This window comes from Arcicella sp. GW458-12-2-14-TSB2, assembly GCF_059423785.1.
Map to the genome: position 1 here is coordinate 5,041 of NZ_JBWKYN010000115.1, position 12,989 is coordinate 18,029.

The window sequence follows — 12,989 nt, forward strand, 5'->3', positions numbered from 1 at the left end:
TTCATAAATTTCTTTTCCTAGTCGATTTCTTTCTTGGAAATTCACGAGAGCGTTTTTCCAATCCCCTGTTGCTTCATAAATTCCACCCAATTTAGAATAAGATATAGCGAGTCCATTTTTGTAAGAAAGGTTTTCAGATTCATTCTTTAAAAGCTTTTGGTATATACTATGAAAATTTTGATAACATTTTTTGGCAGAAACTAAATCGCCTATGTTCTCATAATAAATACCTGCACTAAAATTATAATTGGCAATATCCCAGCTTGGATGCTGTATTAGGCATTTACTAAGGTGTTCTATAGGTTTTACATAAGGTAAGGCATCATTAAGTTCAATGTTTAATAAATTATAAGCATCTGTTTCTAAAATACTATTTAATTTATTTAATAATACTTGTGCATCCTCTGCAAGCGTATCATGGTTTTTTTTAAGAGCTAATTCCTGTATCACGGGGCTAATACGATAATTTTCATTGATAGTACCTGATAGCCACCCTTTTTGAAATAAACTCTCCAGCGTATTCAAATAATTTTTTTGGGTTAGTTTGTCATTGTCTGCCATCAAATCTCTTAAAAAGACATCCGTATAACTTTCGGCAGGTAATAAAGCGATATTTACCAAGTCATAGCGTTCGTTTTCAGAGAGTTTAGTGAAATCATATAATATTTCTAAAATTTCGTCAGTAGTGGCAGCATTCTTTTTAATAGCTCCCGTATATTCCGTTTGTATTTGAAAACTATCTTCACCCAAAAACAACCCTTCATCTTCTAATTTATTTAAGAAGGTCTCTAAATCTAAACCAATTTTAGAAGCCTTTTTAAGATTTTTAGCAAAAATTTCAATTAATAATGTATGATAATTAAGGGCTATTAATACGCTATCAAGCAGTTGTTCAAAATCCGCCGTATTTTCTTGGTAATGGCGTTTAAAAAGCTCTTTTGCAAGTTCTGGAGGAAGATGAGTAATGGCTAATTCTTGACTTTTATCCAATACATCATTACAACGGCTAGTAAATAGTACGTGCCAATGAAAGCCTTCAAACTCTTGTTTAAATCGTCTTATCTCTTTGGCATCATTAGCATTATCCAACACCAATAGAAAATTATCATGTAACTTAGACAAGCCTTCCTTTAAGGATTTTAGTTGCTGAGCTTCATCCATATTTGCCAAATCAATACCAAGGTTGGGAGCTAATTCTTTTAGGGCAACAATAATTCCATTTTCACAATAGAGCCACGCATTGTATTGATAGTTATATAGGTTATCATGCCAATATTTAGTAGCTAAAGTAGTTTTACCAATACCCCCTTCGGCATTAATCAGCATGAGTTTTCCACTTTTATCAAGTTTTTCTCGGATAGTGCTCAATTCATTTTCTCTGCCCAAAAAGCCTATAGGTTCGCTTGCACCATTTAAACTTATGAGTTCTGCTATCTTGCCATAAGTAAAAATGTTATTATTGGGGTCTTCAAACAAATCATCAAGATTTTTTTCAAATTTGCTAATGAAAGTATCGGGATGTTCAAAAGTTGATTGAAATTGCTGTTTCCCCTCTCTTTTCAAAAAAGCTAAGAAATCATCTTTACTTTGTTTTTGCCAATCTTTGATGCCGTCTTTTGCTACGGTTTTTTCATACAAATATATTCTTGGAGAACCCGTGTTTAGGAATAATTGATAAGCAACGTCAAATTCCTCACGCGTGTATTTGCCTACTTTAGTCCAAAATAACATCACAAAAATCTGGCATTTTCGGAGGGATTCGTTATAATCTTCCTGTTTGCAAGTAGTATTAACGGCGTCGTCCATATCTTCCCAAACTTCTAGGTTGATTGCTACGTTATTTTTTTCGTAGTGTTTCATAAGTCTGCGGATGGCAATCTCAAATTCTTTACGCTCATGAAGCAGTTCATTCGAAGAAGCAAGAAATATAGAGTAGTTTCTTTTCATTGATCTAGGTAGATTAAATAATGTTTTGAAAATAAGGTATTTACTGAACTAAAAAAAGTATTGTATCAATAAAACTAAACAAAAATCTACCTTTTATGATTTAGTCAGTATTCAATATGTCTTCAAACCCAATATCGTGATTAATATACTTTGGTTCAAACGGGATTTACGTTTACGAGATAATGCCGCGTTGTCGGCCGCGCTGGCGGATAAAAAACCGTTACTGATGGTCTACTGCTTTGAACCTACCGTAATACAAGATCCTCATTATTCACCAAGACATTGGCAATTTGTTTGGGAGGCTCTACAAGATTTAAATCAACAATTGGAAGGTATTAATCCACAGATTTCTATCAAAATTATTTATTCAGAGGTAATCCCTTTTCTGGAAAATTTACAGCAAAATATACCTATCAACAAGATTTTTTCTCATGAAGAAACAGGACTAAAAGTTACTTACGACCGTGATAAAGCCGTGAGTGCTTTCTGTAAGAATAATAATATTCAATGGTTGGAATATCAGAGCAATGGTGTAATACGAGGGAAAAAGAATAGAGAAAATTGGGTAAAAGACTGGCACAAATATATGAGTAAATCCCTTGAAAAGCCAGATTTTACACATTGGTATTCAGAAAATGAAGCGTTGAATAGTTTCCAATTCCAAGAAATTTCTTCACCAGAAATACTTTTTAAGGGTTATGCCTTCAATAAAACCCAACAACCGGGTGGAGAAAGCTTTGCACACCGTTATCTTAATTCTTTTCTGAGCGACAGGGGACAGGGCTAAAAACTATGCTAAATCGCTTTCTAAACCTTTGGCTTCACGCAAGGGTTGTAGTCGGCTTTCGCCCTATATTGCTTGGGGTTGTATTTCTATCAGACAAGTATATCAGGCTGGTTTACAAACATCTAAAGTTGATCCATCTTTGAAATGGCAATTAGATAATTTTGGGTCGAGATTACGCTGGCACTGTCATTTTATTCAAAAATTTGAGATGGAAGATCGTATGGAGTTCGAGAACCTGAACCGTGGCTATGATACATTATCTATTTCAGAAAATCAGGAACACTATAAGGCATGGGCAGAAGGCAGAACGGGGTTCCCACTGGTAGATGCTTGTATGAGATGTTTGCATGAAACGGGTTATATTAATTTTAGGATGCGAGCCATGTTGGTTTCGGTGCTTACACACCAATTATTTCATCATTGGAAAGAAGGTGCATTACATTTAGCAAGATTGTTTTTAGATTTTGAACCGGGCATACATTATCCACAATTTCAAATGCAGGCAGGTGTTACGGGTATTAATACTGTGCGAATGTATAACCCTATCAAACAATCGCAAGAACATGACCCCGAAGGAGTTTTTATAAAGCAATGGCTTCCCGAATTACAAAAATGCCCTGTTGAATACATCCATGAACCATGGAAGATGACGAATCTTGAACAAGATTTTCATGGGTTTCATTTAGGCGAAGACTATCCGTTTCCTATCATCAACTTTGAAGAAAATACCAAAATTGCCAAAGAACGCATCTGGGGACATCGTAAAACAGAGGGTGTGGCAGGGAAAAAAAAACAAATAATAGAAAAACACACTATTCCCACCAAGGAAGCTTTGCAGCGAAGAAAGAAAAAATAAACCTTTTCCGTAACTTTGTAGGAAGATTTGGAAATGCAAATCACATACATAACAAAACGACGTATTTAGTCGCATTCAGAAAACTCAGAAAATGATTTATCCTATAGTTGCTTACGGTGATTCCGTGCTTAGAAAAGTTGCCGTTGATATAGAAAAAGGCTCGATTGATGTAAAGAAGTTATCAGAAGATATGTTTGAAACCATGTACAATGCTTCTGGTGTAGGCTTGGCTGCTCCGCAGATTGGTCTAGCCATCAGAATGTTTGTAGTAGATGGTCGCCCATTTAATGAAGGAGAAGATTTAGACGAAAGAGATAAAGACCCTTCTTTGGTGGATTTCAAAAAAGTATTTATCAATGCCGAAATATTAGAAGAAGATGGTGATGAATGGGCTTTTGAAGAAGGATGTTTGTCTATTCCAAATATCAGAGAAGACGTATATCGTCCAGAATTTGTTAAGATTAAATACCTAGATGTTGATTTTAAAGAACATATTGAAGAATTTGAAGGCTTAGCGGCTCGTATTATTCAACACGAATACGACCATATCGATGGTATTCTTTTCACAGACCATTTAAGTCCTGTAAAAAAGAGAATGTTGAAGAACAAACTTGCTAATATTACCAAGGGCAATATTAAAGTAGATTATAAGATGAAGTTTCCTAAGTAAATGAGTTAAGAGTTGTGAGTGATGTATGGTCAGTTGTCATTACTTGGGTTCAGGTTCAGTATTTATTTTACATAGATTACTTAAATTAATAAAGGTCTCATGAGAATAAAATCATGAGACCTTTGTTATTTATAATAGTTGCCTCTATCATTTCAAAAAATGGGCTTTGCTAATACAGAACAGGATTATTTATTGATTAGTTTTTGTTAATTTGTTAAAAACAATCAGCTTTTCATCCTTAATCATCCTGTAATGAGAAAAATATTTATTCTCCTCTTCGTCAGTTTTCAAATATTGGCTCAAAAGCCAGTTGCTCTTCCAAGAAGTACGCCCGAAGCAGAAGGCGTTTCTTCTGAAGCCATTATTAATTTTCTGGATGCCGCTTCAAAAAGCAAACACGAATTTCATAGTTTTATGATGCTTCGTCATGGCAAAGTAGTGGCCGAATCTTGGTGGAATCCTTATGCCAATGATTTAAAACATACGATGTATTCGGTCAGCAAAAGCTTTACAGCTACTGCTATAGGTTTTGCTGTAACAGAAAAAAAATTGAGTGTGGATGATAAAGTAATCTCTTTTTTTCCAGAAGATTTACCAACACAGATTAGTCCATATCTAGCTGAGCTAAAAATAAAAGATTTACTGACCATGAGCGTCGGACACGCAACCGACCCAACAGGCGAAATTGCTGGCAAAAATGAAAACTGGGTAAAAGCTTTTCTGCGTACGCCTATTGTCAACAAACCAGGGTCTAAATTTTTGTATAATTCAACGGCTACGTATATGCTATCAGCTATTGTACAGAAAGTAACAGGGCAGAAAGTGATTGATTACCTAAAACCAAGACTTTTTGAACCTTTGGGCATTAGTGGGATAGACTGGGAAGTAGACCCTAAAGGCATCAATACAGGTGGTTGGGGATTGCGCCTCAAAACGGAGGATATGGCCAAATTTGGTCAATTATTTCTACAAAAAGGAGTGTGGAAAGGGAAACAAGTGTTGCCAGCATCATGGGTTGAGGAGGCTTCGACTATGAAAATCATGCAAGACCCTAATGCTACACAAGCCAAAAAAGATTCTAGCGATTGGCTACAGGGCTACTGTTATCAAATGTGGCGTTGTAGAAACAATGGTTTTAGAGGTGATGGTGCCAATGGGCAATTTATCATCGTTTTGCCAGAGCAAGATGCCGTAATTATTGTTACAGCCGAAGCACCCGATATGCAAGGCGAATTTAATTTACTCTGGAAATACCTTTTACCTGCTTTCAAAGCCAAAAAATTACCTGCTAATCCTACGATGTTAGCTAAGTTGAAAGAAAAAACGGCTTCTTTGGCATTAGCCATTCCTAATAAAAGTAATAGTTCTGGCATAGAAGCGAAGGTTTCGGGCAAAACATTTGGGATGATTACGGGTGATAGGAGCTTTGAAAATATACAATTTAATTTCAGCGATGGTGTTTGTAAAGTAGCCTTCAAAACCGATTCAGCTACTCATCAAATTCCTTTTGGTGCGGGGAAATGGGAGTTTTCTGAAACAACTAAATTCGGACCGTATTTAGTAGCAGGAGCAAAAGCAAATAGGGTAGGATTGCCAGCCTTCAAAGTAGCAGGAAGCTATACATGGAAAGATGAAAATACCTTGGTATTAACATTACGCTATATCGAAAGTCCGCATACAGAAACCATCGTTTGTAGTTTTGATGGCGAAAGTGTATCGGTTGATTTCCAAAGCATATTTAACATCAATCGAAAACGAAGCATCGCTAAAGGCATTTTATTTAGTAATAAAGCGAATGCACCTAAGCTAATCGTCAGAGGGGATGATATGGGTTATTCACATTCAGGCAACGAAGCATTGATAAAATCTTATAGAGAAGGTATCGAAACATCCATTGAAGTGATTGTGGCGTCGCCGTGGTTTCCAGAAGCGGTGAAACTACTGGCTGAAAATAAAACTGTAGATGTAGGGCTACATTTTGCCATTACTAGCGAATGGGATAATGTAAAATGGAGACCCCTCACTGAGGCAAAAAGCCTACGAAATGAGGATGGATATTTTTACCCAATGCTTTTCCACAACAATAATTACCCTAAACAAGCGGTATTGGATAATGATTGGAAGCTTGAGGACATTGAAAAGGAATTAAGAGCTCAAATTGAGATGGCGTTGAAATATATCCCAAGATTGAGCCACGTTTCTGGTCACATGGGTAGTACGGCCTTTACACAGGAAGTGAAAAATATGGCAAGACGTGTAGCAAAAGAGTATAAGCTGACTATGGTAGATGTAGATTCGATGAAGGATATTAATGTGGCTTATACTGGTTTTGACTTTAATAATAAAAGCACTGAGGATAGGATTGAGGCCTTTATTGTCATGCTTGATAAACTAGAAGACGGCAAAACCTACGTGTTTGTAGAACATCCTGGGCTTGATAATGACGAACTTCGTGCTATATACCATATCGGTTATGAGGATGTAGCCAATGGGCGCCAAGATGTGACGACTATTTTTACGAGTGAAAAAGTAAAGACAGCTATTCTAAATAAAGGAATACAGTTGGTAAGTTATAAAGACGTAATTGAAGGGAAAAAGTAAATAATAATCAACATTAATTCCCGTATATATATGATTTTAGCATCAATAAGGCACACTTTTACGCTAAAAAGTCTCAACTTTGAAACTGATTTAGCCTAGTATTGCTTATTGAAGTATAAGAATCGTATTGAATGAAAAATATTATTATAGGGTTACTTTTTGCAATGCTTTGGGCATCAGCATCAGCAGCCACCAAAATTGGGCTTTTGTCGGCCCAACCTTTTGTCATCGGTAGTTGTAGATTTTTCTTGGCAGGCATTTTAATGTTAGGTTATAGCCACATTGTCAAGAAAAATCCCCTACCAAATACGCAAGAGTGGAAAAAAATCGCCATTTATGGTTTTTTGAATGTCACGGTATATTTAGGATGTTTTGTTGTAGCACTCAAACATGTGTCAGCAGGCATCGGAAGTTTGGCTGTGGCAACAAATCCACTCATTATTAGTGTTTTATCTGCTTTTTGGCTTGGTCGTTCCGTAAAAAGGACAGAGGTTTTTGGTTTAATATTGGGTATTTCAGGGGTAGCTATCGCTACTTACCCACTTTTGCAACAGAGTTTTGCCGATGTTGAGGGATTACTCATTCTTTCAGCCAGTATGATAGCCTATTCAGTAGGGACGGTTTATTATTCTGCCCAAACATGGCATCTGTCATTATCTACCATTAATGCGTGGCAGGTATTAATAGGAGGGTTTTTCTTATTACCCATTACTTATTTCTTTACTGACTGGTCGCAGAATGTATATGACTTTAAATTTACAATGTCTGTGCTTTGGTTGGCCATTCCAGTATCCATCGGTGCAGTACAATTGTGGTTATATCTCCTCAAAATAGACCCCATAAAAGCCTCACTTTGGCTTTTCCTCAATCCTATTTTTGGGTTTATTTATGCATCATTGATTTTGGATGAACCTATCACACCTTATACCTATATCGGGACGTCGTTAGTGATAGCTGGCTTGTATTTAGCCCAGCGAGATAAACTAAATGCTTGAATTAATTGCCTGATTGGCTATTTTCTTGTATTTTGGTATAAATATTCCTTAATACTTTATGATCATATCTGCCTTACTCTTAAGAAATTTTCTAAAAATACTTATCGCCTCGGTTTCCTTATTTGCTTGTAATTTGATTGATAACACATCAAATTTATTTAAAGATGATTCTTGGCAGGATTTAACTTGTGATACAACACAATATGTAAATGAGTTGAAGGTATACACCCTTACACAGCCATTCTATCTAGCAGATACTTTGCTGAAACAAAATCTAAAAGCGAGGAATATTTATGTCGCTTTTGTGGATACTTTGGGCAATATTCAGGCAACAGCGTTACAGGCAAGGGATGATGCGGAAGATTCGGAAATTATAAATATCACTGGTTTTCCCGACTTAAATATTACTTGGCAAGAACAAGCCTATCTGTGGGCATTAGTAAAACAGCCGAGTTATTTATACAATCGATGGGAAAATATGCTAGGAGATGAGCGTAAAACTTTTCTTGGGAAAAGGGATTCTGTATTGTCTATCATGAAACGGAAATATCGCTCTATCAAAGTAGTTTCAGATTTACGTTCTACGAGCCGTCAATTACATTATTTAGGAAAGAACAAAACGGCTACACCAGTTTCAATGCATAATTTCGGTTTAGCGGCAGATTTTGCGATTTATAATCGCAGAGGAAGAATGTCGAATAACTTAGTTTTTTATCGCCCTTTAGATAGCCTAACAGAAGCATTTGGTCTTACATGGGGTGGCAATTTTGTTGGTTTTATCGATTCTGGGCATATACAGTTGTATAAAAACGGAGCAGAATTACTAAGGAAATATCCTGATTTAGTCTTTGAATTTGAGCCTTTCAGACCAATATACAACACTTGGATGAACAAAATGATAGGCTGGGGCAAAGAACAAAAAGCAGGAGATACCAAGGAACTTTTGCAGGAACTTAATAAAATAAAGCAAGATAAACCATGCCAGTGTATGGATAGCCAAAGTGAATTGCCAAATATTTTGATTGATAAAATACAGTTACAATTGGCAACTTCTGACGGATATCAGCCTGAAAATGACTTATTGTTGATAGGAGATTTATCTTCACAAACTGTAAGTTTAATTACAGCCAAAAGTAAAATTGCTTATCCTTTGGGTTTGTGGAAATAAAGGTAATAAGGTTTAGAGATTAAATTAGTAGTAGAGTATAATTGGCAATAAGGAAATATCCTGTGCCAATTATAGCGAATTATCTGTTTTACAAAGTAAGTGATTTCTCAATTTTAGTGAAGTCCAGAGGCTTTTCTATAAATAAATCTGCACCAACACTGGTAGCAATTTCATATAAATTCCCCATCGCACTAATCATTATTATTTTAGACTCGGGTGAAATAGATTTTATCTCTTTTACACGGTCAATTCCATACCCATCTGGCAAATTGTTGTCTAAGAACAACCAGTTAGGTTTTACCTCCAAAGCTTTTCCAATTCCTTCTTGGAGCGTCAGAGCATAAAATGAGGAAATACCTTTTCTTTTAAGAAAATGTTTTAATAAAAGGCAGGTGTCTTTTTCATCATCGATAATTAAAGCTACATTTTTCATGGCATTTGGCAGTCCAAATTTTAGTCTTGTCAGCCTTTTAAACACTAATGGTTATAGGAAACAGCATAAGATTTATGTTGAACTTTTTAAGTTTTACATATATGAAGAACACTAATAAAAAATCATGCCAGTGTAATATAAAGATTATTAAAGCCAAAAGATAAATTCCACAATTTGAGGATTGTGTACCTCAAAACTATCCAAAAAAATAAGTATTTGTTTAAGGTATGAAAATTTTAAGATGAGAAAGTAGGAATAACGTTTTGATAGGTTTTATTCAAGCTATTAGACGAAGATATTAAAGATTCACACTAAAACAATTTTTATCATGTCAAACAACGCAAAAATTATTGTTGGAATTGCGGCAGCCGCAGCGGTTGGTGCAGCAATTGGGTTAGTATTCGCTCCTGAAAAAGGTTCTGATTTAAGAAAGATTGTAAAGAAAAATGCTAACAATTGGGCAGATGAATTATTAAGTATGGTTCAGGCAAGGGGTAATCAAGCGAAAGCGCTAGTTGAAGATGCTGAAAGCAGAGCTAAAAGTTGGAAGAACAAAGCCAAAGACGAATTTGAGCAAATAGCAGATAATACTGTTAACACTGTTAAGTCGGCACAAAGAGATGTAGCAGGAGCTTAGTAGGGAATGAGCTGACCAAAAAATACCTTTGGTAATTCCTTTGGTCAGCTCGAACTTATTTAGGTGGTGTTGTAATGCCTTGGCATTACTTGTCAATTATTATCTCTAATCAAGTTTTACTCAATAAAATTATGACTGTTTTTGAACAAGTTAAAGATACTTCTGAAGACGTCTTCGAACACGCTAAAGAATATATTGAGGCACAGTGGAAATTAGGTGTGTTGAATGCTTCTTATAAAGCGGCAGACGGCATCACTAGTGCCGCTACGGCTTTGATTTTTATTGTCATTGGTATGATTGTATTGTTGTTTATGAGCTTTTCGCTGGCGTTTTTTATTGGGCAACACTTCAATAGTTTTGCGCTTGGATTCCTATACGTCGGAATGTTGTATGTCGTAATTGCTATTTTACTTTGGCTTTTGAAAGATAAATATATAAAAGTGCCTTTAATAAATTCTTTTTTAAAGAAATTTTCTAGCGGAGATGAAAATACAAAATATTGATCAATATAAAGCAGAAAAGCTACGCCTTGAAAACCAAATAGTGGTTTCCAAAGCCAAACTTAGTAAAGATTTCGAAGACCTTAAAGCTGAAATAAATCCAGTTCGACAGATTGCAGGTGCATCTCAACAATTGTTTGTTCAGAGTAGTCGAAATAATGTCTTAGTAAATTTTGGGCTCAATTTAGGCGTTGATGCCATCTTGAGAAACTTAATTTTACGACGAGCGTCATGGATTACTCGCTTAGTAGTTCCTTTTTTTGCCAAGAATCTATTGAGCAATTACGTTGCCAACCATAAGGGTAATTTGGTGGAAGAATCTGTCTCTTGGATTAAAGAAAAAGTTGCTCCAACAAATAAACCCATAGAAAATCCATCAAAGCCTCGAAGAGGTTTGTTAGAAAAAGCACTGATGTGGGTAAAAGATGTTACCAGTGAAAAACCTGAGCCTGTGTTAACAACAATATCAATAGATAACGTACCTATAAAAAAGAATCATCACCACGTAAGAAAAACTGTTTAGCCGATAACAGGAGGGAGTGTCACGATTTCTAGCCAAAATTTTGTGATGACTGTAATAATGTCAGTGAGCTCTGTAAACGAGTTAGGTTTAACTATGTAAGCATTAGCACCATAAGAATAGCAAAGATTAATATCTTCTTGGGCTTTAGAGGTTGTTAATACTATTACAGGTATGTTTTTTAATAATGGATTTGTTTTTATTTCTTTGAGTGTCTCTCGACCATCTTTCTTAGGCATATTCAAGTCTAAAATAAGAATTGATGGCCTAGCGAATTTAAGTTTATCAGCAAATTGTCCCTCATTTTTTAAATATTCTAGTACTTCGATACCATTTTCAACGAATTGAATTGGAATATGAGAAGCACAATCATCAAAGGCCGATTTTACTAAAAACTTATCATCATCATCATCGTCAGCAATTAAGATTTCGTATCTTTTTTTCATTTCATCAAGTTATTAAGCAGTAATTGGGAAATAGATACTAAATGTTGCTCCATCATACGATTTGCCTTCGGCAAAAATAAAGCCGTTGTGATTATTCATCACTCTTCTGCAAATAGCTAAGCCAACACCAGTACCTTGATAGGCATTGCGGTTATGTAAACGCTGGAAAATTACGAAAATTTTCTCACAATATTCCTCTTCAAATCCAATTCCATTATCCTGTACTGTAATTTTATGGAAAAAACGGTCTTCATGTACGCTAGAAAGTTGCGCAATGCTATTACCTTGTACAGTAGAATATTCAATATTTATTTTAGGCAAAACTCCTTCTTTCGTATATTTTAATGAATTGCTAATAATATTTAAAAAAAGCTGTCTCATCTGAAAACTATAAACTTTTATTTCTGGAAGTTTAGCAATGGAGAAACTTGCATTTTTTTGAGTGATTACTTCTGAAAAATCACTCAAGACATCTTCTATAATGTTATTTAGGTTAACGTATCCTAGTTCCTGTTTTTTAGGACTTACCAATCTCGAAAAATTCAATAAGTCATCTATCAATATTTGCATTCGGGTAGCCGATGCTGAAATTTTGTCAAGCGTTTCTTGTCCATCCTCATTTAAGAATATTTTTTGTCTCACCAATAACTTATCGCAAAAAGCCCTGATTTTTCTGAGTGGTTCTTGCAAATCATGCGATGCCACATAAGCAAATTGCTCTAATTCAGTATTGGAGCGATTGAGTTCTTCAATTTTATTTTCCAGCGCACGTTGAAACTTAAAACGATTTTTAAGTTCAGAATAGATTAAGAAGAATGATATAAATAGCAGTGTGAAAGAGGCAACTGCAAGCATAATTTGGTAAATAGGCAAGAGCGACTGTCCGTGAGTTTTGGAACGCACCCTTGTATCAAGTAGTGATTTTTCGTTGCTTTGAAAAGTAGAAATCCACACCCTAAGATTATCCATCGCCTCCCTTCCTTTTTCAAATACATTCAATTCTAGTGGTTGACTGTTACTGGTAGTATTAATACTATAATCTACATATTTTATTTTCTCTTTCACCATCGCCTCAATTTTACCTAAACTTCTTAACTGCACAGGATTATCAGCAACTAATAATTTAAGGGTATCTAACCTTGCAAATACCTTTAATTTACCTTCTCTATAAGTCTGCAAATGAGTAGCATTTCCACTAATGATATACCCTCGCTGGCCTGTCTCAACATCTTTCATAGAGGAGATAAGCTCTTCACTTAACCATAGTACAGATTGAGTATGTTCAACTAATTGGGCATACTCTTTATTTAAAGAAATTTGTTCGAAAGAAATCCAAGATAAACCACCCAGCATAAAGGCAAATCCTATAAAAGAAGCTATAATGAATTGTAAGGTTTGAGATCTTTGCATAATTAACAATTTGTTAAGG

13 protein-coding genes are annotated in these 12,989 nt (G+C 35.4%); 9 read left to right on the forward strand and 4 right to left on the reverse strand.

Annotated features, from left to right (window positions below):
- Positions 1 to 1,947: NB-ARC domain-containing protein (locus tag AC07XN_RS16015; protein WP_494743805.1), on the reverse strand; the 1,947-nt coding region annotated here is incomplete at its 3' end.
- 136 nt (positions 1,948 to 2,083) lie between these two features.
- Here AC07XN_RS16015 and AC07XN_RS16020 point away from each other — a divergent pair.
- From AC07XN_RS16020 to AC07XN_RS16045, 6 genes are all read left to right on the forward strand, one after another.
- A complete protein-coding gene (locus AC07XN_RS16020; protein ID WP_494743806.1) occupies positions 2,084 to 2,734 on the forward strand; it encodes a deoxyribodipyrimidine photo-lyase in 651 nt (216 codons plus the stop codon).
- A gap of 28 nt (positions 2,735 to 2,762) precedes the next feature.
- Positions 2,763 to 3,590: an FAD-binding domain-containing protein gene (locus tag AC07XN_RS16025; RefSeq protein WP_494743807.1), complete on the forward strand. Its 828-nt coding sequence runs from the start codon at positions 2,763 to 2,765 to the stop codon at positions 3,588 to 3,590.
- A 91-nt stretch (positions 3,591 to 3,681) separates the two neighbouring features.
- Positions 3,682 to 4,260, forward strand: a complete 579-nt coding sequence (def, locus tag AC07XN_RS16030) for a peptide deformylase (protein WP_309912615.1) — start codon at positions 3,682 to 3,684, stop codon at positions 4,258 to 4,260.
- Positions 4,261 to 4,512: 252 nt separating this feature from the next.
- Positions 4,513 to 6,861, forward strand: coding sequence for a ChbG/HpnK family deacetylase (locus AC07XN_RS16035; RefSeq protein WP_494743808.1), 2,349 nt, complete (start codon positions 4,513 to 4,515; stop codon positions 6,859 to 6,861).
- A 131-nt stretch (positions 6,862 to 6,992) separates the two neighbouring features.
- Complete coding sequence (locus AC07XN_RS16040; RefSeq protein WP_309912610.1) at positions 6,993 to 7,856, forward strand: DMT family transporter; 864 nt, start codon at positions 6,993 to 6,995, stop codon at positions 7,854 to 7,856.
- A gap of 58 nt (positions 7,857 to 7,914) precedes the next feature.
- A complete protein-coding gene (locus tag AC07XN_RS16045; RefSeq protein WP_494743809.1) occupies positions 7,915 to 9,024 on the forward strand; it encodes a M15 family metallopeptidase in 1,110 nt (369 codons plus the stop codon).
- Between the two features lie 88 nt (positions 9,025 to 9,112).
- On the opposite strand, the gene AC07XN_RS16050 is transcribed toward AC07XN_RS16045, so the two are convergent.
- Positions 9,113 to 9,457 carry a response regulator gene (locus tag AC07XN_RS16050; RefSeq protein WP_309912606.1) on the reverse strand — a complete coding sequence of 115 codons (345 nt, stop codon included), beginning with the start codon at positions 9,455 to 9,457 and terminating at the stop codon, positions 9,113 to 9,115.
- Between the two features lie 328 nt (positions 9,458 to 9,785).
- Between AC07XN_RS16050 and AC07XN_RS16055 the strand changes: the two genes are divergently transcribed.
- From AC07XN_RS16055 to AC07XN_RS16065, 3 genes are all read left to right on the forward strand, one after another.
- Positions 9,786 to 10,094: a YtxH domain-containing protein gene (locus AC07XN_RS16055; RefSeq protein WP_309912604.1), complete on the forward strand. Its 309-nt coding sequence runs from the start codon at positions 9,786 to 9,788 to the stop codon at positions 10,092 to 10,094.
- Positions 10,095 to 10,225: 131 nt separating this feature from the next.
- The gene (locus AC07XN_RS16060) at positions 10,226 to 10,597 is read left to right on the forward strand and encodes a hypothetical protein (protein WP_309912602.1); all 372 of its coding nucleotides are present in this window, start codon (positions 10,226 to 10,228) and stop codon (positions 10,595 to 10,597) included.
- The gene (locus AC07XN_RS16065) at positions 10,578 to 11,117 is read left to right on the forward strand and encodes a hypothetical protein (RefSeq protein WP_494743810.1); all 540 of its coding nucleotides are present in this window, start codon (positions 10,578 to 10,580) and stop codon (positions 11,115 to 11,117) included. Before AC07XN_RS16060 ends, AC07XN_RS16065 begins: the two co-directional genes overlap by 20 nt.
- Here AC07XN_RS16065 and AC07XN_RS16070 read toward each other — a convergent pair.
- The gene (locus tag AC07XN_RS16070; protein ID WP_309912597.1) at positions 11,114 to 11,560 is read right to left on the reverse strand and encodes a response regulator; all 447 of its coding nucleotides are present in this window, start codon (positions 11,558 to 11,560) and stop codon (positions 11,114 to 11,116) included. The two genes, AC07XN_RS16065 and AC07XN_RS16070, sit on opposite strands and share 4 nt — an antisense overlap.
- A 12-nt stretch (positions 11,561 to 11,572) precedes the next feature.
- The coding region (locus AC07XN_RS16075) for a sensor histidine kinase (protein WP_494743811.1) at positions 11,573 to 12,989 on the reverse strand (1,417 nt) is incomplete at its 5' end.

Excerpts from the sequence above, each read along its gene's own strand:
- def (WP_309912615.1), top strand. The coding sequence starts at position 3,682 with ATGATTTATCCTATAGTTGCTTACGGTGATTCCGTGCTTAGAAAAGTT.
- AC07XN_RS16035 (WP_494743808.1), top strand. The coding sequence starts at position 4,513 with ATGAGAAAAATATTTATTCTCCTCTTCGTCAGTTTTCAAATATTGGCT.
- AC07XN_RS16040 (WP_309912610.1), top strand. The coding sequence starts at position 6,993 with ATGAAAAATATTATTATAGGGTTACTTTTTGCAATGCTTTGGGCATCA.
- AC07XN_RS16045 (WP_494743809.1), top strand. The coding sequence starts at position 7,915 with ATGATCATATCTGCCTTACTCTTAAGAAATTTTCTAAAAATACTTATC.
- AC07XN_RS16050 (WP_309912606.1), bottom strand. The coding sequence starts at position 9,457 with ATGAAAAATGTAGCTTTAATTATCGATGATGAAAAAGACACCTGCCTT.
- AC07XN_RS16055 (WP_309912604.1), top strand. The coding sequence starts at position 9,786 with ATGTCAAACAACGCAAAAATTATTGTTGGAATTGCGGCAGCCGCAGCG.
- AC07XN_RS16060 (WP_309912602.1), top strand. The coding sequence starts at position 10,226 with ATGACTGTTTTTGAACAAGTTAAAGATACTTCTGAAGACGTCTTCGAA.
- AC07XN_RS16065 (WP_494743810.1), top strand. The coding sequence starts at position 10,578 with ATGAAAATACAAAATATTGATCAATATAAAGCAGAAAAGCTACGCCTT.
- AC07XN_RS16070 (WP_309912597.1), bottom strand. The coding sequence starts at position 11,560 with ATGAAAAAAAGATACGAAATCTTAATTGCTGACGATGATGATGATGAT.